The sequence below is a fragment of the Empedobacter sp. ULE_I140 genome (assembly GCF_053482575.1).
Genome location: NZ_JBQMTX010000001.1, coordinates 24,831 through 50,121, shown reverse-complemented (window position 1 = coordinate 50,121; position 25,291 = coordinate 24,831). Strand labels below are relative to the sequence as shown.

Sequence of the window (25,291 nt, the reverse complement as noted above, 5' to 3'; positions counted from 1 at the left end):
TCGATTAAAATGTTTTTTCAACTTTTGTTGACAAAAAGTTGAAAAAAGCAGTTTCAAAAATTGGTAATTTTATAAAATTTAATGGATAATTATTTATCTTAGCAAGATGAATCACAAAACAGATTTTTCGAATTTAAGATTTAAACGAAATCTAAATTCTAATCCATCACATATAGAGTCATTTGAATTAGATAGTTTACAAGTCAAAAGTGATTACAATTACGATGATGTAAAAAATCTGAAACAGATTAACTTTTTACCCGGAGTTGCCCCATATTTACGCGGTCCTTATACGACAATGTATGTTCGTCAACCTTGGACAATTCGCCAATATGCAGGTTTTTCTACTGCAGAAGAATCGAATGCTTTTTATAAAAGAAATTTAGCTGCTGGTCAGAAAGGGCTTTCTGTTGCCTTTGATTTGGCTACTCACCGCGGTTACGACTCAGATCATGAACGTGTTGTAGGAGATGTAGGTAAAGCTGGCGTTGCGATAGATTCTGTAGAAGATATGAAGATTTTGTTCAATGAAATTCCATTGGATAAAATTTCGGTTTCGATGACAATGAACGGAGCTGTTCTTCCTATTTTAGCTTTTTACATTGTAGCTGCAGAAGAGCAAGGTGTTTCGCAAGATCAACTTTCTGGTACAATTCAGAATGATATTTTGAAAGAGTTCATGGTGCGTAATACATACATTTATCCGCCAACTCCTTCAATGAAAATTATTGCAGATATTTTCGAATATACTTCTCAAAAAATTCCTCGCTTCAATTCGATTTCTATTTCGGGTTATCACATGCAAGAAGCTGGAGCTACGCCTGTTTTGGAAATGGCTTATACCCTTGCAGATGGTTACGAATATGTAAAAACTGGTTTGGAAGCAGGATTGAAAGTTGATGATTTTGCTCCTCGTTTATCATTTTTCTGGGCGATTGGAATGAATTTCCCTCAAGAAATTGCAAAAATGAGAGCTGCTCGTATGTTATGGGCAAAATTGATGCAAGAATTTGAGCCTCAAAATAAAAAATCATTAATGTTGAGAACGCACTGTCAGACTTCTGGTTGGAGTTTAACAGAGCAAGAACCTTATAACAATATTGGTCGTACAGCGATAGAAGCGTTAGCTGCTGCTTTAGGAGGAACGCAGTCTTTGCATACCAATGCGTTGGACGAAGCAATTGCTTTGCCAACAGATTTCTCGGCTCGTATTGCACGTAATACACAAATCATTTTACAAGAGGAAACTCAAATTTGTAGAACGGCTGATCCTTTTGGAGGAAGCTTTATGATTGAATCTTTGACAAATGAAATGGCAAATCAAGCGTGGGAATATATTCAAGAAGTTCGTGAATTAGGTGGAATGACGCAAGCCATAGAAGCTGGAATTCCAAAAATGCGTATTGAAGAAGCTGCTGCAAAAAAACAAGCCAAAATTGACTCTGGTGAAGTCGCAATTGTTGGTGTAAATGCTTACCGCTCGAAATTAGAACAACAAGAGTTCGAAATTTTAGAAGTTGACAACACTGCTGTTCGTCAAAAACAAATTGATCGATTAAATCAAATTAAAGCGGAGCGTAACAGCGAAGCTGTAAAAGATATTTTAGCACAATTAACAAAAGCTGCTGAAACAGGCGAAGGAAATTTATTAGAATTATCTATCGAAGCGGCTCGTCGTCGTGTTACTTTAGGTGAAATTTCTGATGCATTAGAAGCTGTTTTTGGTCGTCATAAAGCAATTACAAGAGGAATTCAAGGAGTTTATGCTATGGAAGCAGGTAAAATGAATAAATTTGAGGAAGCTCGTAATTTAGCTGACGAGTTTGCCGAAGAAGATGGACGCCGTCCTCGTATTATGGTAGCTAAAATGGGACAAGATGGTCACGATCGTGGTGCGAAAGTCGTTGCAACCTCTTTTGCGGATATGGGATTTGATGTGGATATTTCTCCATTGTTCCAGACGCCAGCAGAAGTTGCGAAACAAGCTGTAGAGAATGATGTTCATATTTTAGGAATTTCTTCTTTGGCTGCAGGACACAAAACGTTGGTTCCGGAAGTTGTAAAACAATTGAAAGAATTAGGTAGAGACGATGTTTATATCGTAGTCGGAGGTGTTATTCCGCGTCAAGATTATGATTATCTTTATCAAAATGGTGCAGATGCAATCTTTGGTCCAGGGACAAACTTGGCGGAATGTGCCTGCGAAATTTTAGAGAATTTATTGAAATCTTATAAATAAATCTATTTTAGTATGAGTATTCCTGTCTATTGACAGGAATATTTTTATATTTATACCACACAAACCTTAAAGCGAAATGAATAAAACTCTTCGAAATATTATCTTAATCATCTGTACAATTTTTATTATATGGTTTATTGGATACTTTCTGATTGGAGATTTTATCAGTTTAGAATTCGCGAATCATGATTTTGCGAAACTATTTCCAAAGCTTTTAACATTTGCTGCGGCAGTTAGTATTTATGTACTTTTTCTACTTTCTATCAAAAAGAAAGACGGATGGAGTTTTATGAATGTGATGAAATTTATCTTTGGAATTATCTTCGGATTTCTTCCACTTCTAACCTTCGAATATTATAGTATTGGAAGTTGTACAAATTGGAAAATTGATAAAAAAATTCAAAAAACGCTTTATAAATCCAATTCTTCTGATTCAGAAAAAATTGTTTTAATCGAAACATTTTGTCCTGAATCTAACCTAAAAACAACTCAGGTAAAGCGAATTGTAGAAATTACACCTCTTTTTATCACAACTTCTGAAATTGATCTAAATAAAATTTCGGATAAAAGTTGGAAAAAACTTTAATCAAAATTAAACTTTGCTCAAAATTTGATGTCTAACAGATGAAGAAACCAATTCATCTCATGACAAAATATATTCTATCATTTCTTTTTAGTTTGATTACAATTTTTTCTTTTGCACAAGAAAAAGTCACAATTACAGGAAAAGTAACGGATGTGCTTAATTTTCCTTTAACTGATTCTGAAGTTATTTTAGGCAACAAAGCCGATTCTGCACAAATTTCTACTACATCTACAAATGATGATGGTACGTTTAAAATTGAAGTTAATCTACAAGATAAACCTGTTTATTTAATCATTGATGATCCTTTAGAAGGCGTTTTCAAACAAAGTTTCGAATCCATCAAAAACAATATTGATCTTGGAACAATTATCATTAATCCGATGATTTATGATTTAGATGAGGTTGTGGTAACAAATGTGGAACCTATTGTTGTAAAACAAGATACAATCGAGTATAATGCTGATTCTTACAAAGTAAAACCGAATGCAAATTTGGAAGCTTTGTTGAGAGAATTACCAGGTTTTGAGATGGATGACAGCGGAAATATTACGGTAAATGGAAAAGATGTTAATGAGATTTTGATTGATGGTGAACCATTTTTTGGAACGGATGGAAAAGTTGCGTTAGAAAATTTACCTGCAGATATTATCAAAAAAATTCAGGTTTCGGATTATAAAACGAAAAATGAAAAATTCTCTGGGGAACGTTCTAAATCGGATAAATCTTCGCTAAATATTACCTTGAAAGAAGATAAAAAGAAAGGTTATATGCTGAAAGCAACAGCGGGTTATGGAACGGATAATCATTACGAAGGCAATTTGATGGCGAACTATTTTAAAGGTAAAAAGAAAATTAGTTTGATTGGGTCTTCGACGGATATTGCAGCTTCTGGAATGACAAGCGGTGAAGGTTCGCGTGGTCGTGGTGGAATGGGAAGAAGAGGTTCTGATGGTGTAACGACAAATACTTCGATTGGATTGAATTATAGCGATCAATTAAATGATAATTTGAAAATTGGAGCTGATTATCGTTTAAATCATTCGTTTTCAAAAAATGATCAATATAAACACATCGAAAATTTTGCTCCAAAAAATATTTATACTTCTGATGCGAATTCTAAAACTAAAAGTGAAACGTATGGTCATAACAAAAATTTATTTTTATCCATCGTTTAGTAATTCTTCATCTACAAATTCATCGGTTTCGAATAGTAAAACATATTCAGATTTAGGAGATTTGAGAAATCAAATGAATCAAACTTCAAATGGAAAATCGAACTCGAATACATTTAATACATTATTATCACTTAATCAAAAATTCAAAAATAAATCTTATTTAGACTTTAATTCAAGTATTTCGATTGGTAAAACAGATCGAAATTCGTTCATCAATTCGACAACTTTATATACAAATGATACTATTGCGGATATTTATAGAAACATCAATGAGAAAAATATTTCGAAAAATAATCAATACAATTTTGATGTAAAATATACGTATCCAATTACAGATTCTTTGAAAATCGCCGTTGGTTCTGCTTATAATTTAACCGATTCTGAAACCAATAATAGAACGTGGAATTATAATGATGTAACGGGAGAATATGACAATTTGAACAATGATTTGACGCGTTTTTATTCAACCAAATTGAATGAATTTAATCCGTATGCTCAATTATTATTGAACAAAAATAAAATTTCGGCAACAGTTCGTTTTGGTGCAAACATCTACAATCAACAAAATTTTGGAACGTTTAAAGCAGATGATTACAGCTCAACTCAAAACAAAACTTTACCAGATATTTCGGGAAATATTCGTTATCAAAACGGAAACAACTCACTTTCCTTAATGTATAATTATCAGACAAGTTTGGCTTCGACATCACAAGTTTTACCAATTTTAGACGAAACTGATCCGTTAGATGTTTTCAAAGGTAATCCAGATCTTGATCCCAATAAAGCACATCGAATCAATTTGATGTTTAGCAATTTTGATCGTAAAACTCGTCAAGGATTTAATGCTAACTTAGGTTATACGTACAACGAATCAAATATTGTTAATTACACCGAAATGGATTATTCGATTTATAAACGAACAACAACATACGAAAATGTAAAAGGAAATTATCGTCTAAATGGTAACTTTTTCTTTAATAAACAATATCAAAAAGGTATCAATAAATTTAGGGTAAATGTAGGAATGTCGGCGAGTTATGCTTTAACGCAAGGCTTTAGAGATGCGGTAAAATACGAGCAATATAATACAACTTTATCACCTACATTGAGATTAAATTGGGATTATGGTGATTATTTGACAATTTCACCTTCTTATCGTTTGAACTTTACAAATTCTAAATATGTCAATTACTCAATTGATAATCAAAATAATATTACGCACAATTTCGGAATTAAAACTATTTCTACTTTTCCTAAAAATTTGACTTGGACAAATGATTTCAGTTACAATTATAACTCGAGAATGGCAGCAGGTTTCAAGCGTGATTTCTTTTTGTGGAATACAAGTTTGATGTATCGTTTCTTCGATGATAAATTGGAGGCTGGTGTTAAAGTTTACGATTTATTGAATCAAAATAACAGTTATACGCGTACAATTACAGCGGAATCAACAATCGATCAACGCAATAATATTCTGACTCGTTTTGTGATGTTCTCGTTAACATTCAACTTAAATCAGTTTGGTGGAAAATCTACAAAAGGTGGAGACGGAGACCGACCAAGAGAAGGCGGAATGCGAAGAATGTAAATGCAGTAGTAAAATAACAAAAAAACGGCTCAATTTTGAACCGTTTTTTTTGTTAATTATCTTTATCAACTCCTGTTTTTTTCTTGTATTTTTTGATAATATTCTTCTTCTACTTTATCAAATTCTGATATCGAAATTACTTTTCCTTTCGTGGGTTTTGTTTTGTCATGTTGAATTTATTTCAAAATCGAATATTGTTTATGATGAGAATGTGAAACGAATTCAGATTGATATACGAATAATTTATTCTAAAATATATTTCAATTTATAGCCAAACATTCCACGATCTTTGATCATGTCAGCAACACCTTCTGGACATTCATTTTCCCAATCTTGCTCAGCATTTGCAATTTTTTCTAAAATTCGACGCGAATAAGAATCTAAATAACCTCTGTTGTAATTCAAAATATCTTGAATTCTTCCATTATACAAGAAATATTTGTACAATTCGTGTACGCTATCACTTACTTGTAGATTTTTCGACGTCAACAAAATATCTTTTTCTTTGTCTAAATATGGATACAAATAAACTTTTACATTTTTCTTGAATAATTTTCCGAAAGCTTCCATGATTCCGCCAGGTAAATCGGCATAATATTGCTCATTGAAAATTTCGACCAAATTATTAACACCCATCGCTAAACCAACTTTGGTTTGATTTCGAGTAAATTTCGAGAAATAATCAACTAATTTATAATATTCAGAAAAGTTAGAAATGATAACATTGTAACCTAAACTACCAATAATATCAGCGCGATCTAAAAAATCTCGTTCATTCAATTCGCCTTCAAAACCAGAAGCAATCAAGTTAGAAAGCGTAATCTCAAATAAAATTTCGGTATTATCTGTTCTAACATCATCTTCTTGTTTGAAAATTTCTAAACCACCTTTGAACATATCCATATTTACATTCATAAAAGGACGGAAAGAGCCACGAACAGCGAAGATATTTTTCTTGTATAATAAATCGGCAGGTAAAATATTTTTTCCTTGTGGATTGAAAACCGCAACATCAGTCATTCCATTTTTAACCAATTGAAGCGACATCAAACGATTATCAACATATTTGAATTGTGGTCCACGGAAATTAATCATGTCAATTTCTAATTGATCTTTATCCAACGTATCGTATAAAGATTTTATTAATTTTCGGGGATTATCGTAGTAATAATAAGCACCATAAATCAAATTAACACCCAAAACACCTAACGTTTCTTGTTGCAATTGAGCCGTATTCTCTTTGAATTTTACATGAAAAATAATCTCGTTTGCTTTTTCTTCTTCTGCATTTAATTTGAATCGTAGACCAATCCAACCTTGACCTTCATTTTTCTTTGAATAATCAATTGTTGTTACTGTATTTGCGTACGTAAAAAATGCTTTTTCTTTGTAGTGATCGTGAATTAGACGTTCTTTCATCAATTCCATCTCATGATCCAACATCTTTTTAAGGCGAGCTTGCGTTACATAACGACGATTTTCTTCTACACCATATATCGAATCGGACATTTCTTTGTCATAAGCACTCATCGCTTTTGCAACCGTACCCGAAGCGGCACCTGCGCGATAAAAAAAACGAACGGTCTCCTGACCTGCACCAATTTCTGCAAAAGAACCGTATATTTTCGGATTCAAATTGATCTCTAAAGCTTTTTGTTTAGGAGTAAGAACTTGTTCTAATGCCATATTTTAATTTCAAATAGTTTGTGGTAAATTTACCAAATCATTATGGCTAAATCAAATATAAAAATACATTTTTTAGGAACTGGGACTTCGCAAGGAATTCCGATTATTGGTAGCGATCATCCAGTGTGTTTGTCAACAAATCAAAAAGATAAACGTTTGCGTTCTTCTTTGTTGTTAGAAAAGGATGGAAAGATTATTACGATAGATAGTGGACCAGATTTTAGACAACAAATGTTACGTTATAATGCGCATAGATTGGACGGAATCCTGTATACACACGAGCATAATGACCATGTTTTAGGATTGGATGATATTCGCCCGTTGGTTTTCAAATCTGGAGAAGATATGAATGTCTATGGTTTGAAACGAGTGTTGGATGAATTACATAATCGATTTCCATATATGTTTGCTGAACATAAATATCCTGGAGTGCCAACGGTGATAGAGAATGTTGTGGAAGATGAAAAATTTTTGGTTGTTGGATTTACGATTGAACCAATAAAAGTTTTGCATGGACCTTTGCCTATTTTGGGTTATTTGATTGATGATAAAATTGCTTATTTGACAGATGTAAAAACAATTCCGACAGAATCGCTTGAGAAATTACGTGGAGTAGAAGTTTTAATCATTAGTGCGCTACGAGTAGAACAAGAACATTTTTCGCATATATTATTAGATGAAGCCATACGATACTCGGATTTGATAGGTGCAAAGCAGACATATTTTACACATATTTCGCATCATTTGGGATTTCATGATGAAGTAGAGGAAAAATTACCAGAAGGTAAACATTTGGCTTACGATACGTTAGAAATAATTCTGTAAAAAGTTTAAAAAATAGTTGGAAAAATAAATAAACTAACATTATATTTGCAGTCCATAAAGGCTCGGATGGCGGAATTGGTAGACGCGCACGACTCAAACTCGTGTTCCTTTGGAGTGTGGGTTCGATTCCCACTCCGAGTACTGAAAAATCCCTTAAGTAATTGTACTTAAGGGATTTGTTTTTTTATGGGTGGCGAAAAGGGTGGCAAAACGTTAATATGTAAGCTCATTCTTTTTCCAAGTATCAAGATTTTCATAATACCAACTTAAATGTTTCGATAATCCTTCAAGATCTGGATATATTGATAAATTATTAATACCATATTGATTTAAAAGAAGGAGTATATCTCTTTTTATTTCTTTTGGAATAATATATTTCTTTAATCGTGAGTTTGTACAAATATCTTCAAATGGAATACTTGGATCTTTATGAATTGAGAAATGTCCAAATTGATTATCTAATCTATTTATAGTTGAAATAGGTAGATGAAAATAAAAATCTTTATCTACATCCTTATCGAATGGATTAAAGTTGTCTAACTTATCAAAAGTTAAAACTTCAGTCTTACTTACATCATATAAAAAAAATGCACCATTTTGATTTTTGAAATTATCATCGCTTACTGCAAAAAATAATGCTATTAAAGGAGAGTGAGACCAATCTAATAATCTTGTAGGTAATCCTGTGTGTTGAGCAATACTTAGATATTGAAGTGGATTATCATAGGTCTTATCAATTAAACCAACAGCTCTTCTTTTCCAATGGTTGAAAATATCTTCATCATTTGCCGAATTATAACTTTCTCTTCCTGCTTTAGGAATTAATTTCCAATCATGTACACTTTGACCTCTATATTTAACACTTGAAATAGTCCTGTATTCTTCAAGTATTTTATGTAAATGATCTATATCTTTTATTTTCATAACCTGAAATTATTTCAATTTTATTGATTGAGAATCGTTATCATACTTATAATTAATAATAGTTCCGTTAATTAACAAATTGATTGCTTCTTGAATTATAGGCAATGGTGCTACAAACCATTCTCTTGGATTAATTCTTTCACCATTGTTATAAATATCTAAATCAAGGCAAACATTACCAAAGAAGCGATGGATTAGACTTTCAAATTTATGTATGTTGACATTCGCTATTTCACAAGAATAAACTTCTTCTACTTCATCAAATAAATAAGTGGATGATTTTGAAGCATTTTTAATTCTTTCTTTGACACTTGTTGTACTTAAACCAATTTTGTATAAATCATTTATTGAAGCTATTTCAGGATTCTTTGATTTGGATTTTAAAATATAAATCCATCCTGAAGAAATATCTTCTTGATAATCAACTCCAGCATTTTTAAACAATTCTTTTTCACCACCATCAATCACATCTGTAATTAATTTACCATTTTTTTGAATTGCTTTTCCTAATGAACGAAATAACATATTTGAAATAGTTCCATTCTCGAAAATTGTAACAGTTCTACCTTCTAAACGCACTCTGTCACCTGAAGTATTTTCTTTTAAAACTTTCTCAGCTTTAGAAACTTCCAAATAAGCTAAAAGACCATCAACTAAATAAAAGTTGCCTTCTTTAAGATTGGTTTCAGCATTTTTAAAATTTTTGAATTTACGTTTTCCTTCTTTTAATTCTTGATGAACTTGTTTGAACATCATATCATATTTGGTAAACTCTTTTTCGGGAATTGAAGAACGTTGTGCGATATAATCAGCTTTATCTCTTGTCGGTTCTTTAGGAACATAATTAAATTCAAAAATTGAAGAATCTCCATCTGTATTTAATAAACCTAACTCATCATCATCTAAAATATCATCCAATGATTCTATTTTAGGTTCATAATCACCCAATAAATTGTATCGATCAAAAGCTTTTAAAACACCTTTTTTATTATCATTTGTTCTTAATTCTTTTAACCTAGAAGATAACGTATATTCAGACATAGAGCTATTTGAAGGCTCTCTTTTATTCGTTTCATAAAACGAATTGATCTCTTCAAAAGCATCTATTAACCGATCTTCATCTGTTTTTATATAGTTATGAGGTTGTTTTGAATTTAGTAAACCTAAATCATCATCATCAAATATATCGTCTAAAGTTTTAGCCATTTTGTGCTTTTTTACGTTTAGCATCTTGAATAAACAACAAAGCCTGAGCTAATCTTTGCTCTTTTGGATCATAAGATTGTATACTTGGTTTATCTCCAGTATGTTTAACCCATTCTTTGATTTTAGGCCATAAAATTACAGCCTCTTCCTCGGTCATATCAATTTTAGTCACATTAATTGTATCTTGAATTGATTTTAAAATTGAAGTTGTTACGTTTTTCGATAATATCTCAAAAGCTTTCTGAAATGGGTTGATCGTATCAATTAAATCGATGTTGATATCATCAATATTCACAAAACTACCAGCCATTTTAATGAATTTTTTAGAACCTTGCTCCTCAACTTCTCCATTTTTGATTACGGAATCAACTACCACATATTGACGAACTGCTTCTACATCTTCTTCATTCAAATCAGGATAAACTTCACGAATAATTCGAGGTATTAAAACTGTATTAATTACTTCAGGTTCAATATTCCCTGGCATAGCTTTAATCATTGTATCATCTTGAAGAATACGAGCTTTTAAATCATTTAAATCACTTTCAATAATATCTTTAGCTCGTTGAGATTTTGGTTTCTTGAATCCTTTAATTTTGATTGTATTTTCATCTTCATTATCTAAATCATCCTCTTCATCATCCATTGGTTTGAATTTAAAGTTTGGCGCTAAAACTTGTTCCATTAGTAGAGAAGCTGTAATTGCTTTTAGCATATTATTTACAGAAAGCTTTACATCATCATCTACTGCATCAGGCTGAGCAATTAAATTTGTGAACTGAGCATGTGTTTTATTGTTACTATCTCGTGTTGCACGACCAATAATTTGAATAATCTCTGTTAATGAACCTCTATAACCAATTGTTAAAGCATGTTGACAAAACGGCCAATCAAAACCTTCTTTTGCCATTCCTAATGCAATAATCATATCGATATCTTCAGGTGTTTTTACACCACGTAAATAAGCTGTTATTTTATCTCTATCTTTAGGATTATCATTAACTAAATCAGCTATTTTTAAAATTTTTCTTGATCGCTTACTTTTTACATATAAAACACCCGTTTCTGTATCTTGATATTCTAATTCACCTAAACAATCAATAATATGATTTACTTCTTCTAATTTATCTTTTGATGATTCAGCAGAATTTACACTTGGTATATGGATAATTGTTTTAAGATTCTCATCTAAGATTTCCTCTAGTGCAGACATTCCTCTTTCATCATCGTGTTTATAATATCTTCCACGATAAAAATGATAACCAATACCTAAAGATTTTAAATATTCATATCCATTTAATTGATCATAATAATTATAGGTTACTTTGATAAACTTTTCTTCATCTTCAGGTAATAACACAGGTACACTATCTCCTCTAAAATAAGATCCAGTCATTGCAACAATATGTGCATTCGATTTTTCCATAATCTTACGCATCACATTTCCTAATATGTTATCTCCATCAGCAGAAACATGGTGAAACTCATCAATTGCAACTAAACAATTATTAAAATCAGTTTCTGTTAATCCTTCAAAAGCAAAACGTAAAGTAGCGTGTGTACAAATTAATATTTTATCTTCTGATTGCATAAAATCTTTGAATGCCTGAACTTTACTTGTATCACTTCCAGGAGAACATAAATTATATTTTAGGTTTAAATCCCAATCAGCAAAGAATCCATATTTTGAAAGTTCAGTTGGAGCAAAAGAATTTCCGATAGATCTTTCAGGAACAGCAACTATTACTTTTTTAATTCCTTGATTAATTAATTTATCTAAGGCTAAAAACATCAAAGCTCTTGATTTTCCTGAAGCTGGAGGAGCTTTTAATAACAAATATTGAGCAGAACGCGCTTCAAATGCCTTCTCTTGCATTTCACGCATTCCATATTCATTTGTCGATTTACTTTGTCCAGTTTGTTTATAATTAACATTAACTAGATTAATTGGTTGTTTATAGTTGTTTGTTGTATTGGTTTCCATGATTTTATGTTAGTTTAAGCTCCGTATATCTAATAAGTATATCTAATAAGTACATCTAATAAGTACATCTAATAAGTACATCTAATAAGTACATCTAATAAGTACATCTAATAAGTACATCTAATAAGTACATCTAATAAGTACGTCTAATAAGTACGTCTAATAAGTACGTCTAATAAGTACATCTAATAAGTACATCTAATAAGTACATCTAATAAGTACGTCTAATAAGTACGTCTAATAAGTACGTCTAATAAGTATATCTAATAAGTACCTATAATTTTCCTTTTTTATTTAATACCCAACTTGGATATCTAGTCGTACCTTCATTTCTAATAACTTCCTCTCTTTTAGATAAACTATAAATTATATTTCTAACTTTATTTTCTTTTTGTTTTTGACTTAATACACTAGGTAATATATCTAATAATAGTTCATCTATCTCTTTTTTTGTTGCCTTTTTATAAGTTTTTAAATAATCTAGAATCATTTTTCTGTAATGATCGTCTTTAAATGCACGTTGTTTAATATATGAAGCTTTCTCTCCTACTGTATCTGCTATATTAGATGAAATATGAAAGTTAGGACTACGTCCCTCTATTAAACACTTTGATCTTAGAAACTTCACCTCTTCCTTTGTTAAAGATTTATTTTTTGATAATTTATCTAATAGAATTATTTCATAAAAAGATAATGTTTGGTCTTCTGCTAACTTTCTAGCATAATTTACATCTATTACTTTACCTATTATTTTGACATTAACTTTTTTATCATTGAATTCATATTCAGGTAATGGAAAATATTTATCTTTCTGAATACGAAACATTCTTTTTATTCCACTCCCAATAGTATCAATCATATTAAAATTAACCATAGCATTCACTAAAAAGGCATTTCGATATTTAGGCTCAGGAGAATCATTTGTTACAACTTCTTCCACACTATTCGGTATAAAATCTCCTGAATTTGTAAATGAAATCCATCCATCCTCATTTTCAACGACAACAATTTTTCCTCCTAGTGTATAATCTTGATGAGCAATGCAATTATGTAATGCTTCACGAATAATATAAGAATCATATTGATCTACTTCTTCTGGAAACAACGAACCATCTTTAATATATCTATATTTTATATTTCTAATTTTAGCACTTACCTTTTGAACAGCAGTAATAAATGGATTATAAAAATGTTCATAATCTTTTTCAAAATTGTCTTTATCTTTCAAAATCCAAGTTATTCGAGCAACAGTAGGATTTATAAAGTGTTCTGATTCTGGTTTACCCAGCAAAAGAATAGCAGTATTTGTTATTTTTCCTTTAATTGTAACTTTTGCTTTATCCAAAAAGACTTGATCATCCCAACTGTCTATTTCCTCTTTAAGTTTTGAGTTTTTTTCTTTATATTGAATTCTTGCAAAAGCGATAGCATCTTTATCTAAATCATCTATTGTAGCGTCTTCTACTATTTTTGCACTCCAATCTTCCTGAATTATTTGTGCTTTTATTCTGTCACGATCATAATCACTTAAAGCTCCTAAACTTTCACCATCTCTACCGTAATAATGTCCTTTCCAAGAAATTGGAACTCCTTTAGATGCAGCTGGAATTTCGAAAATTAAGACATCACGACCACTTTTATTAACCTTATACACATTAGAGAAACCATTTCGCGGTGAAGTATGTTTAGAAACTTCAGCTTTATATTCATTCAATTGATTGTCATTGATAGAAGTACCCACTATAGTTTTCTTATCATTTACTCCCATAATTAAATATGCAAAATCTTGATTATTCAAATTTGCTTCATTAGATAATGCAGAATAATACTGACCTAACTTATCTTTATCATACTGTTTTTTAGCTTCTTTAAATTCAATTATTTCAGTTTCAGTAGAAACGCTTAATAATTCATCTAATAGATTTTCTGTATTCATAAAGCTATTTGTTAAATGATTTCAAATCTTTACTAATTTCTTTTAAATAATACGGTATTTGTCCCATATATGTTTCTGGAGGATCAGAAAAATTTTGTCCAAATATTTGATTAAAAGGTAGTTCAAAAACCTGACTAAAGCCATGGTTATTTAAACTTTTATAGGATATTTTTAATATAATACTTTCATTTTGAAAATTTTCATAAAGATCAATCATAGATCCCATATAAAATTTAAGTTTATACTTGGGAGTAAAAATATTCATTCCATTTTCAACAATTCCTATAGTAGATAAATACTGATCTTCTTGATTAAATCTTTTGAAATCTTTAATGACTTCTACTTTTACATCTTTCGCTACACCTTCTCCAAAATTCTCAAAGTAAAGTTCCATTGAAATATGATTTTCAGCTGATCTTAAATAAGGTACGATATTAGGCGCATCTTTCTGAAGGCGTACTTTTCTACTTTCTAAAAGTTGAAAAATAGTAATTATTGTATAAATTGAAGTTGCTGAAGTAACGACAATAGATAATATTATTTCTGTACTCATTTCTTCTTCCCTTTTTTCACTTTCGCAAACAAAGTTTCTTTCGTTGTCATTTCATCATAGAGTTTGAACAGATACTCTAATCGTTCTTCATCTGAATGGAAAGGGGCTAAACGATAAATTTGCTCTATTGCCAAATCCAATTCTTTGTGTGCTTGTTTTAGTCCACTTGGCATTGTTTCTGGGTTATATAACCACGCCATTGTTTTCTCAGGATATTTGGCACGTTCGTCTAATATTGCAAATACATATTGGTTAATGGTTTCTTTTTTCTTTTCGCTTAATGTAGGAAATGGAAAGGTATTGTAACATAGTTTCGCTGAATAACGGTAACGTGTTTCTAATTTTCCACCGACAGCATCTACCCATACCATATGCATTTTGGAGTGAAGTACACCGAAAAGCCAAGGTTCAGGAGAAGAAACAGTCAAAGTTGAGTCATTAGATTTATAATGCGAACTGAACAATCCAATAGGAATATATTTTCTAGATTCAGAACTAACTCTAGGTATTAAAATAAAATCACTATTGTCAGGTTGTGTAATTTGCGCAAAAAGATGAGGAATTTCTGCTAATTGTGGACGAGATGATACTAATCTTAAATTATAAATACTCTCGACCTTAGCTTTAACCAAAGGCATCTCTAATAATTCATCTTCTGATATATCTTCTAACCATAAACAATAACGTTTTTTGCCATTTAAAAACTCATGAGCCGAAATCAATTCTTTAATCCATTTCTTAGCTTTAGGTTCAAAAACAATAAACTCATCTTTTTCTTCTTCTGTAAATAATAAATTACCTCCATCAGCGGGCATATTACCAAAATTCATTGGAGGAAAACCTGAAATAGATTTATTCAAAGAATTAATATAAATATCTGATGAATCCAATAAATAAGCATTAACATTTTTTGCTTGTTTAGCAATAGATTCTGTAAAAATATACTTTGGTTTATTTGAGATATTTCTTAATCCAACAATAATTACCGTTACACCAGCATTTCCTTTGGCATTATTTATCCATTTAAACGATTGGTATGCAAAACTAATTTCTAATTTATCTGTCAAAATACGTGGCCAAGTCAATGCAACCAATAATCCTTGACAAATAGAATTTGTAGAAACAAATGCCAATTGTGCATTTACTCCTTCTATGTATTTAGCTCCTTTGTAAAACCAAATCGAAACATAATCTAAACTTTTGTAGTCTTTTTTAAAGACCAATTCCATATCTGATTTTTGTTCTGCATCTTGGTTTCTACTTCCTAAATACGGTGGATTTCCGATGATGTATATTTCGTCATTTGTTTCTTTCGGACAAGCTATTTCCCAATCAACACGAGCTGCATTCCCAGCGGTAATGTTTCCACTTTCTTTAAGTGGTAAAATAGGATTCGATTTTCCGTAATCTAACAATTCCAACTCAAAAACCTGGTTCATTTGGTGTTCAGCTAACCAAAGCGAAAGTATCGCCATTTCATGTGCAAAATCTTTGATCTCAATTCCATAAAACTGAGAAAGTTTTATTTCAGAAAAATAGATTTTACGTTGTTTTACATTCAGATCCAATAATTCTTTGATAATCTGAATTTCGAGATTTCGTAATTCTTTGTAGGTAATAATCAAAAAGTTTCCACTACCACAGGCAGGATCAAAAAATTTAATCTTTCCTAATCTATCCAATAAAGCTTCTAATCCTTTTATTTTTCCTTTATTTTTCTCGAACTCCTCGTATAAATCATCCAAGAATAAAGGTTTGATTAACTTCAGAATATTAACTACCGAAGTATAGTGCATTCCCAAATTATTACGTTCGGCTGGATCGGCAACTGCCTGAATCATCGAACCAAAAATATCAGGATTAATCTCGGACCAATCTAATTCGCCCGAATCCAAAAGAATTTGACGTGCTTTAGTCGAAAATTTAGGACATTGAATATCATCACGAAATAAACCACCATTTACGTACGGGAATTTATCAAAATGAGGTTCAAAATTCCCTTTCCCTTCAGGTGTGTTTAATTTTTTGAAAAGTGTCGTTAAAAATAAATCAACATCAGAACCATCTTTTTTGGTGTTATTTGCAAGTGTTTCTGTAAAAATACTTTTCACTTCAAAAATTCCCGTGTCCTCTGCAAAAAAACAGAATAACAAACGCGATAAAAAGATATTTAATTGATGACTTCCTTGTGCAATCCAATCAGGATTATCAACAACCAAAATATCATACAATTCGCCTAACTTATAAGCGGCATCACGATCTAATTTATTGTCATTACTTACACGGTAAATCTCAGCACCAGAAAGTGGCAAGAAAAAATCAGTTTGTTCATCTAATTCTTCAATCGAAAACTCTTTATTGTTCCCTAATTTAGTATCTACAGCTAAAACATCTTTAAAATCAGTTACAACAATAAAACGAGGTTTTTGTTTCTTAATTTTTTCGTCTTTTGCTAACTCATCAATCAGGTTTAAAAGATTAGCTTCTTGTTCTACTTTGAAAAATATTTTTCCTTTATAAAACAATTCACCATCAACTTTAGAAAGGTTATAATCTCCTTTTTTAAGACGTGTAATTGTTGTTTTAGACAACCCAAATGATGATAAGAAATCATAAATAAAGTTTTCTTGATCAATGTTTTGAGATAAAGTATGTATATTTTGTTGAATTTCTGATTTTTTCATTAATAGTTAGTTGTTAACTTATTGGTGTATTGATTTCAAATTTACGGAAAATCTTGCAGAGCAAATGATTTTGATAATTTATTAAATTTACAATTAAACGCTAACACAATGAATAAAAGACTAAAACTAATTGAAGAAATTACACAAAGAAGTGAATCTAAAGATTGGGCAAATGCAAAAAATGAATGGTCTTTCTTGTATATCTATTATTCGAAAGAAACTCAAAAATGTTTATGTACTCAGCAAATACACAATATATGTGTGATAAAAAATAAAATTAATGGAGTTATAACTGAAGTAGGAAATGAATGTGTTAATCAATTTTTAGGAATAACTACTGGTGACAATATAATACTATCAATACAGCATTTGAGAAAAGATAAACAAAATAGCTTAAACATGTATGCTTTAGATTATTTACTTAAAAATAATGTGATAACTACAAAAGATTATGATTTCTACAAAAATATTCGATTAAAAAGAAATCTAAGTCAAGGTAGATTAAAATGGAAGTTAGATATCAACCAAAAATTTACAAATTTTACTAGTTATGAATTCACAAAAAAACTTCAAAAAATAAATGATTTGATTGATAGGATGGAAAACCGAAATAGCAATACCGATTTTATTAAAAGTGTAAAAGAAAATTTTATATCATATGGAAATCTTACTGAAAAACAACGAGATGCATTAAACATTATTTACAAACAATATAATACGCAATAAGTAAAATTTTAATTAATTTTACACTATTAAAATAGTAATTACGTAGGTGTAATCTATCGTTAATTTGGTCAAAGAAAACCGCTAATTTTCAAAACAATCCAAAATTCGATAGACTTACACCCATGCCTTATATTGGCGTGGGCAGTAAGTTCATATCTGGATTGTGGGTTCTTAGCGGTACCTCTTTGACTGATTGGCTTTTGTTCCACGCTACTTTTTTACCGCAAAAGGCAAAACATGATTCCTAAATATTACTTTCCGAACGATAAATCACCTTTAAAAAAATTCAGTGATGATATTATTGATGAAATAACAGCAAAATATTCTTCAAAAGAAACTATTTCTAGTTTTATAAAAGATTATGAAGGTTTGAAAGCAACAACCATTTATAAAGATATTCCTTACAAATTGACTGATACTAAATGTGAATATTGTGACGAGTTAATGTTTCATAAAGTTGGAGGAAAAGGAGGTGCTACTCCTGAAAAGTGGCTTTGTTCTTCATGTAAACATAATAAAACATACAATTGTTATTGTGAAAATTGCTTTTCAAAGAAAAAAGCAATTAAAGATCAAAATATTTTTGAATTTCAGAAAATTTGGAAGGATTATTACCAAAAGAATTATTCATTTCAATATCATTTAGATGATTTGACCATTTATGATCAAATATATCTTAGGATGATAATTGAAGAATTTACTTCTTCAGATCAAACTTGTTTAACATCTGATAATTATAGTTACGAAAGAAATTTTGAATTCAGGTTTTCAAGATATGATGCGAAAAGTGAATTAGTGAAAAAAGCTGTTGAGTTTATTAAAAGAAAAATTCTTATACCGAAAAGAGAGCAATTTCATGAGATTCATCAATTTAATACTTTTAATCAAATTATTGAATCGTTTGATTTTCAGAATACAGATTGGATCGTTAATATTAAAAATCCATATGAGAATGAAAATACTGTCATTGAAAATTTAGCAATCTATTTTGCGCTTAAAAATTACTCGGAATTAGAAAAAACATCTCTATTTAGAGATGTTTATGATACTTTGGTCAAGAAATATGTTTCATATTTAGCTCCACAACACTTAAACTGTCTTCTAGATGAATTGGCTATTGATTTTGTATTGGATGATTTATCTGAAAATCTTAGTTTATCAAAAGCTTTTAGTGTAGTATATTACAGTATTTCCTCAACAGAGAAGAACATGAAAAAATATAATTATTCTGATCAAAAGAAAATAAATTCTCATTTTAGAAATAGGGTTTTACAATCAATTGAATCACATCAAAAGAATGAATTGATTATTAAAGATTTTAACTTACCATCATATTTAACTACTACAATTTTACATGATTATGTTGTAGATAAAATTTTCCGTCATAAAGATTCTTACTTTTACTTAAACAGAACCCAATTATTATTCTAAAAAAACTCTAATTCTGCTTCTTATAAATCTCTAAAACTTCTTTATTGTTATTTATAAAATCATAATAATGCTCTTTTAATTCCTTTTGACGATTTTTTTCAACTAACAATTTACCTGTTAGGAAACAAGAAAGAGTTGTAATTAAGAAAAGTATTACAAAGAAATAGATGATATAATTGATCTTGAAATTGGATAATTTTCCAACTGTTTGATTGAAAGAACCCATTTCATGTCTAAATACTGAAATTGTATCTTGTGATATTTCATTCAAAGATGAATTTATTTTTGAACTTTCATTTTTCAATTCTGTTAAATCAACTTTTAATTTCAAATTTTGAACAGAATTAATTTTTTGATCAAGTTCGTTATTGAAATGATTTAGTTTCTTAATAGAATCATTTATAGCTTCTACACGATCGATAAAAACATCTAATGTGTCAGTTAATTTAGGTTGTTGTTTTTTGTAGCTCATTTTTAACGCATTTTTTGTTTGTAAGTATTTGTTGATTCAGATTGTAATAATTTCAAACCTTCTTGATATGGCTTTTCAAGGGTTTTATGCAATATTTCATTTTGATTTGGTAAAATCCCTATTTTGAAAAGCTTATTCAAACTCAACGAACGGTGAATATCACTAGCTTTGTAAGCTACTCCAGAATGAACATCTATGATTTTGTGACCTTGCAATTGATCTTGTTTATTTAGATAAGGCTTGATTAGAAAACCATTCTCAAACATCTTTCTTTTATATTCTTCATAATTTATTTGATGTGTAATTATAGATTTATGTACTGATAAAATGTTTTTTTGAATAACATTTTTACTATTTTTTTCTTTTTCAACAGCAACCGATTTATCAATTCTAACTTGTTTTGCAGAAATAAGATTTCTATTTATAGCAACTCTATGAGCTGCCCATTGAGCCTTTTTACCGATATGATTATCTTTTATTAAGCTTCCATCTCCATTTACTCTAGAAGCAATGATGTGCACATGAAAGTGATTCTTTTCATTGTGTAAAAAAGCAATGTAGGGTTGATTTTTATAATCAAAATCAAGTTCTTTTAAAAACTCAATTGTGATTTCTCTAAAATCATTTCGACTAAATCTATGCCCGTCTTCGATTGAAGGACTTAAAACCATTGAAAATATTTTTTTTGAAGCTCGTTGATTTTGCTCAATATAAACTTTGAAGTCGTCAAATATTTCTTTTGGAGTAATTCCTGAAACTAAATTTCGATCAACTTCAAAACCTTTACTTGGTTTACAAACGTAATTGAATAATGCTCCACCACCTGAAACAGACTTTACCATTCCAATCATTTTTTTAATTTTTCTAAATGTTTACGAATCAACTCAGCGGTTTCTACTGAAACTTCTTTGACTTTTGTAATGTCTCCAAGTTTAAACAGGTTACTAATTCGTCTAAAATGATCAGAAAACGAATTGAGTTGTTTATAAACTATAATTTCTTCTTCAGTTAATTTATAGGTCAAATCGTAATCTAAAGCTCGTGATCTTACATATTCAGAAATTGTAATTCCAGCTTGTTTGGCTTTATTTTTTATGATATAATATTCCGAATTTGAAACTCGAAATCGTAAGGTTTTAGGTTTCATTTGAATGATTTTTTTTTAGCGTTAGCGTCTTTTGCGACTGTATAGGAGAAAAAGCGAGATAGTTTTTGGTAGCCAAAATCGCAGATTTGTAGCTACAAAAACACATCTCGATTATTAAGTCTAATTTTTATTTTTCTTAGAAATAAGAAACTCGTTTAAATCTTTGTGATTACTATATAACTCTGAGCAGTCTTTTGATTGACTAAAAATTGAATTAATTTTTTCTGTTAAAGTTTTTCCTGCTTCGTCATTATCTAAGTACAGATTTACAGTATCATAATTTTTATGACCTATAATATCTTTTACTTTAGTTTGCATGGATATAGAATTAAGGATTAAAAAGTCTTCTGTTTCTATACTAAAAATTTCTAACCACGATAAGAAATCCATAAAACCTTCAAATACATTTATTTTATTTGAATTATTTAATAAAGTAGTAACATCTTTTCCTGTAGATCCTTTATAAAAAGAATTTCTAAGTTCAAATGATCCAGAATCATTCTCAAAACCTATTGAATAGAGATTATTAATGTTATCTGTGCTAAAATGTATCTCTCTGATATATTTCCAATAATTTAAATCTTCAATTCCTCGAGATTTTAAGTACCGTTTTAAATTATAATTAAAAATTGATCTGTTCTGAAGTATTGATATTTTATTTGAAATTTGTGGATCAGAAAAGGATTCGTTTAAATGATCTTGCTTTGGAAAAGAAAAATCATTTGTAACTTTTCTAATAACTTGTTTTATAGTTAGATTTTCTAATTTAGAAATTAAATCGATTAAAGTTCCTCCAAAACCTTCGCCAAAATCATAAAAACGATTGGTTGAATTGTCAACTTTGAAAGATGCTGTGTTTTCATTTCTGAAAGGACTACAATACCAATATTCGTTATTTTTAATTTTGATAGGATTTATATTTTTTTGAGCTAAATAATCAATCATTTTTATTTGCTCATTTATCATTTTACAATTCATTTCCTGTACGGTTAAGATTTTACAAAATTTTTGATATTTGATGAGATGTACTTGTATTTATAAGATATACAATGTTTTATACTGTCATCAGCTTGTCATCAATCATCAAAATTTATCATTGATAGTAAAATTCTCTCATCAAACTAAAATTTGATGACGGTTTGATGAGAAGTTTGATGAGAGTATTATATTGATATTTAATTAATTACAAGAATCTCATCACTCTCATCAAAAAAATGACGTATTTCACTGAAATTAATTTTATAATACCTTCCTAATCGGTCAATTTTTACGAATTCACCATGTGGTAAAAGTTCATAACCTTCATACTTGTATGTATTATCTGTAGGTTTTAAACCGAAGCTTTTTAGAATATTCCTAACTTCTTTTGGATTTATAGCATTTCGTCCATGAATCTTTTTTGAAATTGATTGAAAATCCATTGGAGCGATTAATATTTCATCTGTATTGAAGTTTTCTTGAATTTCAAATAAAATATCGTAGACCTTACTTTTAGCTTCTTCATTTTCAAAATCCATTAACCTTGCTAATGCTTTTGTACGAATTTGTTCTGGTGTAAACCACATACGAGTTTGTTTTGGTGTAGAATGTGTTATTCTAATCAAATAGTTTAAAAAGAAAGGAATTTCCTTGTATAAATACTTGTCAAACTCTGGGTTTTTAATAATTGAAGGAATTTTTCTAACCCAAAATCGAGTTTCTTTTTTATCAATTTTAATAAAATTCTTTTCAAAGTTGGATGTCATCACGAATTTGTAAAACGATTCCACTTCTTCTTTATCTTTTCCTTTGCTTTCTATTTTGTTTCGGTCGGCAGTACTAAGAAACTTAATGCGTTCAGTTACTTGTTGATTATCAGTAATAATTTCATCAACCAAAACTAAAAGTTTACCATTTAAATCCGAATTAAAGTTGTTTACGAACGAATCAGCATTGATAAAAGTTGCATTGAAAGAGAAAATTTTACGAAGCCATTTCAGAAATGTACTTTTTCCTGTTTCACGTTCAGAGGAAACCAATACAAGAACAGGTAAAATTTGTGTTGGATTCTCTAATAATATTTTCAGATAATCTAACCCTAATAAATATTGTTCTCCAAATATATGTTTGACGTATTGGAGTGTGTACGGAATCTTTGATTGTAATTCTTGTAAATCAATTTCCGATTCCGTTTCTATATTATAATCTAATGGATGATAAATATTATAAAAATCTCCAATTTCTCGCTCATAATTGGTGTGTTGAGGAATACAGCAAAATCCGTAATACTTTTTAATAGCAGATATATAATCTTTACCTAAATCGTTTACAATGGTTTCTTTGTTCCAAGAAATCATGATTTTCTCGGTATCTTTTGAGATTGTAGGGCGTTCAATTATAGCATAATATGATGTACCCACTCGAATAAATTCGGCAGAATCTAAGTTCATAATAAGTTGTGTGATTAATTGTTATATCTTATATTTGCCATAGGATTTAGGCAAAACATAACGTGAGTTATTTTTATAAATGAGAGTTTAATGGGGATTAAACTCTTTTTTTATTTCCTAGCATATAGAGATTATTTTTGATTAAATAGATTTCTATTCTTCTGAGCAATTTCAATTAATTCTTTTTTGCTGTAAAAAATTGATCTTTGAACTTGATAAAATGGAACAAGCCCTTTCTTTTTCCAATCAATAAGCGTTACAACACTAATATTAAGTAATCTTGCAGCTTCTTTTTGAGTAAGTCGGTCATCATCTGGAATATCCTTTGTTGTTTCGGAAACATCCATTTTTCTTAATCGTTCAATAACTATTTCTACAATAGCTTCTAAATCTTTCTTTGAATGTGTGTACAATAAGTTTGACATATTTAATCGTATTTAAATTATACTTTGATTTTGATATGTCAAACTTAAAATGAAATATTGTTTCCAATTTTCCAATCTTAATTAAAAATTTTAAAAAACTGATATTAAGTTATTTACGTTTTGTTTTTTAAGAATTCTTGTAAAATATGATTAATTTTTGTTTTCTCACTCTTTGATAAATTATTGTTTCTGTAACATTTTCTAATCGATTCGGTTCGATTTTTAACTTCTCTAGGAAAAGATTTTTCATTAATGCTTAACGTTAATATTCTTGAAAGTTTAGATTCATGGTTTTCAATATGATGAATATCTGTTAAATGCTTTAGTATTAATATAAATTTCTTTGATATTTTAGTATTTGTGAATGATATGTTTCTTAAATCTTTTTTAAACTTCAAAACATCTTCATATTTATTTGATTTAAAATAGAATCCTATAATTGATTTAAGTTCTTCTTTTTCATTTCTATTTAATTTTATTTTACAAATTTCCTCAATAGATATTGTTAATATTCTGTAAAATTTAAAAATTGGAATATTTTCAATTTTTAATTGTTCGTTTTCATGTGGAATAGTATTTTCAGAAATAATAGACTCTTTATTTTTATCTAAAAAATCAATAACAAATTTATCATCATAATGTAGTCCTTTTTTTGAATCAAAATTTAGATTATTATGATTTGTTAATTCATGAATAAATTGTTGTTTTGTGTTATCCGAAGCATTTTTTAAATAATCGGTTTGAATAATAAAATCTTTAATTATTTTCAATATGCTTTTTTTGTATAAAGTAAAAAATAGATGTCCAGAAGTTTTATTAGAGTCATTTGTAATTAAGTATTCATCAAACCTTTCGAAGCTTATACTCTTTTTTAATTCTTCGATAAAAGATAAGTTGAAATTGGTCAGAAATTTTAAAATTTCTTTGTCTTCATTAATGTGAAGGTTGTCTATATTTATTTCATTTTGTGAAATTCTATTGATGGATTCATTGTAACATTGATTTTTATATTTTTTAGAACTTAAGCCATATACATTTTTATCACTTGAAAATTTTTGAAATTTTAAATCTCTCGCTTTAATTATTCGACTAATAACTAATGCTCCTGAAACTAAAAAACAGATCAGAAGAAAAAAATCAATTACGCTAATTTTATTACCATTAATTGTTAGTGTGATAAGAGAGGTAATGAATGGTAATGCACAAAAAAGTATCAGTGTTTTTTTATTATAAAAAAATAGATCGTTAGTAATTTTAAAATATATAGCTCTCATA

21 protein-coding genes and 1 tRNA gene are annotated in these 25,291 nt (G+C 29.4%); 8 read left to right on the top strand and 14 right to left on the bottom strand.

Annotated features, from left to right (window positions below; translation table 11 throughout):
- Positions 1-106: 106 nt before the first annotated feature.
- The 4 genes from scpA (at position 107) to ACTS9J_RS00190 (ending at position 5,588) form a co-directional block, all read left to right on the top strand.
- A complete protein-coding gene (gene scpA, locus ACTS9J_RS00205; protein WP_125350662.1) occupies positions 107-2,239 on the top strand; it encodes a methylmalonyl-CoA mutase in 2,133 nt (710 codons plus the stop codon).
- 76 nt (positions 2,240-2,315) lie between these two features.
- Positions 2,316-2,825, top strand: coding sequence for a hypothetical protein (locus ACTS9J_RS00200; protein WP_038334805.1), 510 nt, complete (start codon positions 2,316-2,318; stop codon positions 2,823-2,825).
- Positions 2,826-2,884: 59 nt separating this feature from the next.
- A complete protein-coding gene (locus ACTS9J_RS00195; protein ID WP_448352683.1) occupies positions 2,885-4,000 on the top strand; it encodes a hypothetical protein in 1,116 nt (371 codons plus the stop codon).
- Positions 3,963-5,588 carry an outer membrane beta-barrel protein gene (locus ACTS9J_RS00190; protein WP_448352682.1) on the top strand — a complete coding sequence of 542 codons (1,626 nt, stop codon included), beginning with the start codon at positions 3,963-3,965 and terminating at the stop codon, positions 5,586-5,588. The genes ACTS9J_RS00195 and ACTS9J_RS00190 overlap by 38 nt, the downstream gene beginning before the upstream one ends.
- 243 nt (positions 5,589-5,831) lie before the next feature.
- Here ACTS9J_RS00190 and ACTS9J_RS00185 read toward each other — a convergent pair whose 3' ends face one another.
- Positions 5,832-7,274, bottom strand: coding sequence for a TonB-dependent receptor (locus ACTS9J_RS00185; protein ID WP_280046177.1), 1,443 nt, complete (start codon positions 7,272-7,274; stop codon positions 5,832-5,834).
- 42 nt (positions 7,275-7,316) lie between these two features.
- On the opposite strand from ACTS9J_RS00185, the gene ACTS9J_RS00180 reads away from it, so the two are divergent.
- Both ACTS9J_RS00180 and ACTS9J_RS00175 read left to right on the top strand, forming a co-directional pair.
- Positions 7,317-8,099 (top strand): MBL fold metallo-hydrolase, encoded by a 783-nt coding sequence (locus ACTS9J_RS00180; protein ID WP_291046347.1) that lies wholly within the window; start codon positions 7,317-7,319, stop codon positions 8,097-8,099.
- 60 nt (positions 8,100-8,159) lie between these two features.
- Positions 8,160-8,240, top strand: a tRNA-Leu gene (locus tag ACTS9J_RS00175).
- A 72-nt stretch (positions 8,241-8,312) separates the two neighbouring features.
- Here the strand turns inward: ACTS9J_RS00175 and ACTS9J_RS00170 are convergent.
- The 6 genes from ACTS9J_RS00170 to ACTS9J_RS00145 all read right to left on the bottom strand — a co-directional run bounded on the left by ACTS9J_RS00170 (position 8,313) and on the right by ACTS9J_RS00145 (position 17,386).
- Positions 8,313-9,023: an FRG domain-containing protein gene (locus tag ACTS9J_RS00170; RefSeq protein ID WP_448352681.1), complete on the bottom strand. Its 711-nt coding sequence runs from the start codon at positions 9,021-9,023 to the stop codon at positions 8,313-8,315.
- Positions 9,024-9,032: 9 nt separating this feature from the next.
- Entirely contained in the window at positions 9,033-10,229 is a 1,197-nt protein-coding gene (locus ACTS9J_RS00165) for a GIY-YIG nuclease family protein (RefSeq protein WP_448352680.1), read from the bottom strand.
- Positions 10,222-12,213 carry a DEAD/DEAH box helicase gene (locus ACTS9J_RS00160; RefSeq protein ID WP_448352679.1) on the bottom strand — a complete coding sequence of 664 codons (1,992 nt, stop codon included), beginning with the start codon at positions 12,211-12,213 and terminating at the stop codon, positions 10,222-10,224. The genes ACTS9J_RS00165 and ACTS9J_RS00160 overlap by 8 nt, the downstream gene beginning before the upstream one ends.
- A 274-nt stretch (positions 12,214-12,487) precedes the next feature.
- On the bottom strand, positions 12,488-14,149 hold the full coding sequence (locus ACTS9J_RS00155; protein WP_448352678.1) for an RNA-binding domain-containing protein: 1,662 nt from the start codon (positions 14,147-14,149) through the stop codon (positions 12,488-12,490).
- A gap of 4 nt (positions 14,150-14,153) precedes the next feature.
- Complete coding sequence (locus tag ACTS9J_RS00150; protein ID WP_448352677.1) at positions 14,154-14,702, bottom strand: hypothetical protein; 549 nt, start codon at positions 14,700-14,702, stop codon at positions 14,154-14,156.
- Positions 14,699-17,386, bottom strand: coding sequence for a class I SAM-dependent DNA methyltransferase (locus tag ACTS9J_RS00145; RefSeq protein WP_448352676.1), 2,688 nt, complete (start codon positions 17,384-17,386; stop codon positions 14,699-14,701). The genes ACTS9J_RS00150 and ACTS9J_RS00145 overlap by 4 nt, the downstream gene beginning before the upstream one ends.
- 108 nt (positions 17,387-17,494) lie before the next feature.
- On the opposite strand from ACTS9J_RS00145, the gene ACTS9J_RS00140 reads away from it, so the two are divergent.
- Both ACTS9J_RS00140 and ACTS9J_RS00135 read left to right on the top strand, forming a co-directional pair.
- On the top strand, positions 17,495-18,112 hold the full coding sequence (locus ACTS9J_RS00140) for a hypothetical protein (RefSeq protein ID WP_448352675.1): 618 nt from the start codon (positions 17,495-17,497) through the stop codon (positions 18,110-18,112).
- A 237-nt stretch (positions 18,113-18,349) separates the two neighbouring features.
- Entirely contained in the window at positions 18,350-19,543 is a 1,194-nt protein-coding gene (locus ACTS9J_RS00135; RefSeq protein WP_448352674.1) for a hypothetical protein, read from the top strand.
- 7 nt (positions 19,544-19,550) lie between these two features.
- Here the strand turns inward: ACTS9J_RS00135 and ACTS9J_RS00130 are convergent, their stop codons facing one another.
- From ACTS9J_RS00130 to ACTS9J_RS00100, 7 genes are all read right to left on the bottom strand, one after another.
- Positions 19,551-20,015, bottom strand: a complete 465-nt coding sequence (locus tag ACTS9J_RS00130; RefSeq protein ID WP_448352673.1) for a hypothetical protein — start codon at positions 20,013-20,015, stop codon at positions 19,551-19,553.
- 2 nt (positions 20,016-20,017) lie between these two features.
- Positions 20,018-20,866, bottom strand: coding sequence for a relaxase/mobilization nuclease domain-containing protein (locus ACTS9J_RS00125; protein WP_448352672.1), 849 nt, complete (start codon positions 20,864-20,866; stop codon positions 20,018-20,020).
- Entirely contained in the window at positions 20,863-21,162 is a 300-nt protein-coding gene (locus tag ACTS9J_RS00120; protein WP_448352671.1) for a plasmid mobilization protein, read from the bottom strand. Before ACTS9J_RS00120 ends, ACTS9J_RS00125 begins: the two co-directional genes overlap by 4 nt.
- A gap of 120 nt (positions 21,163-21,282) precedes the next feature.
- Complete coding sequence (locus ACTS9J_RS00115) at positions 21,283-22,128, bottom strand: toprim domain-containing protein (protein ID WP_448353461.1); 846 nt, start codon at positions 22,126-22,128, stop codon at positions 21,283-21,285.
- A gap of 209 nt (positions 22,129-22,337) precedes the next feature.
- Positions 22,338-23,591, bottom strand: a complete 1,254-nt coding sequence (locus ACTS9J_RS00110) for a primase-helicase family protein (protein ID WP_448352670.1) — start codon at positions 23,589-23,591, stop codon at positions 22,338-22,340.
- A 131-nt stretch (positions 23,592-23,722) separates the two neighbouring features.
- Positions 23,723-24,016: a helix-turn-helix domain-containing protein gene (locus tag ACTS9J_RS00105; RefSeq protein ID WP_448352669.1), complete on the bottom strand. Its 294-nt coding sequence runs from the start codon at positions 24,014-24,016 to the stop codon at positions 23,723-23,725.
- 113 nt (positions 24,017-24,129) lie between these two features.
- Positions 24,130-25,290, bottom strand: a complete 1,161-nt coding sequence (locus ACTS9J_RS00100) for a hypothetical protein (protein ID WP_448352668.1) — start codon at positions 25,288-25,290, stop codon at positions 24,130-24,132.
- Position 25,291 lies beyond the last annotated feature (1 nt).

Bases quoted from the DNA above. Each gene is read 5' to 3' on its own strand.
- ACTS9J_RS00115 (WP_448353461.1), bottom strand. From the start codon at position 22,128: ATGATAAATGAGCAAATAAAAATGATTGATTATTTAGCTCAAAAAAAT.
- ACTS9J_RS00155 (WP_448352678.1), bottom strand. From the start codon at position 14,149: ATGAATACAGAAAATCTATTAGATGAATTATTAAGCGTTTCTACTGAA.
- ACTS9J_RS00180 (WP_291046347.1), top strand. From the start codon at position 7,317: ATGGCTAAATCAAATATAAAAATACATTTTTTAGGAACTGGGACTTCG.
- ACTS9J_RS00100 (WP_448352668.1), bottom strand. From the start codon at position 25,290: ATGAGAGCTATATATTTTAAAATTACTAACGATCTATTTTTTTATAAT.
- ACTS9J_RS00120 (WP_448352671.1), bottom strand. From the start codon at position 21,162: ATGAAACCTAAAACCTTACGATTTCGAGTTTCAAATTCGGAATATTAT.
- ACTS9J_RS00165 (WP_448352680.1), bottom strand. From the start codon at position 10,229: ATGGCTAAAACTTTAGACGATATATTTGATGATGATGATTTAGGTTTA.
- ACTS9J_RS00150 (WP_448352677.1), bottom strand. From the start codon at position 14,702: ATGAGTACAGAAATAATATTATCTATTGTCGTTACTTCAGCAACTTCA.
- ACTS9J_RS00110 (WP_448352670.1), bottom strand. From the start codon at position 23,591: ATGAACTTAGATTCTGCCGAATTTATTCGAGTGGGTACATCATATTAT.
- scpA (WP_125350662.1), top strand. From the start codon at position 107: ATGAATCACAAAACAGATTTTTCGAATTTAAGATTTAAACGAAATCTA.
- ACTS9J_RS00105 (WP_448352669.1), bottom strand. From the start codon at position 24,016: ATGTCAAACTTATTGTACACACATTCAAAGAAAGATTTAGAAGCTATT.
- ACTS9J_RS00135 (WP_448352674.1), top strand. From the start codon at position 18,350: ATGATTCCTAAATATTACTTTCCGAACGATAAATCACCTTTAAAAAAA.
- ACTS9J_RS00195 (WP_448352683.1), top strand. From the start codon at position 2,885: ATGACAAAATATATTCTATCATTTCTTTTTAGTTTGATTACAATTTTT.
- ACTS9J_RS00200 (WP_038334805.1), top strand. From the start codon at position 2,316: ATGAATAAAACTCTTCGAAATATTATCTTAATCATCTGTACAATTTTT.
- ACTS9J_RS00125 (WP_448352672.1), bottom strand. From the start codon at position 20,866: ATGATTGGAATGGTAAAGTCTGTTTCAGGTGGTGGAGCATTATTCAAT.
- ACTS9J_RS00140 (WP_448352675.1), top strand. From the start codon at position 17,495: ATGAATAAAAGACTAAAACTAATTGAAGAAATTACACAAAGAAGTGAA.
- ACTS9J_RS00185 (WP_280046177.1), bottom strand. From the start codon at position 7,274: ATGGCATTAGAACAAGTTCTTACTCCTAAACAAAAAGCTTTAGAGATC.
- ACTS9J_RS00145 (WP_448352676.1), bottom strand. From the start codon at position 17,386: ATGAAAAAATCAGAAATTCAACAAAATATACATACTTTATCTCAAAAC.
- ACTS9J_RS00160 (WP_448352679.1), bottom strand. From the start codon at position 12,213: ATGGAAACCAATACAACAAACAACTATAAACAACCAATTAATCTAGTT.
- ACTS9J_RS00130 (WP_448352673.1), bottom strand. From the start codon at position 20,015: ATGAGCTACAAAAAACAACAACCTAAATTAACTGACACATTAGATGTT.
- ACTS9J_RS00190 (WP_448352682.1), top strand. From the start codon at position 3,963: ATGGTCATAACAAAAATTTATTTTTATCCATCGTTTAGTAATTCTTCA.
- ACTS9J_RS00170 (WP_448352681.1), bottom strand. From the start codon at position 9,023: ATGAAAATAAAAGATATAGATCATTTACATAAAATACTTGAAGAATAC.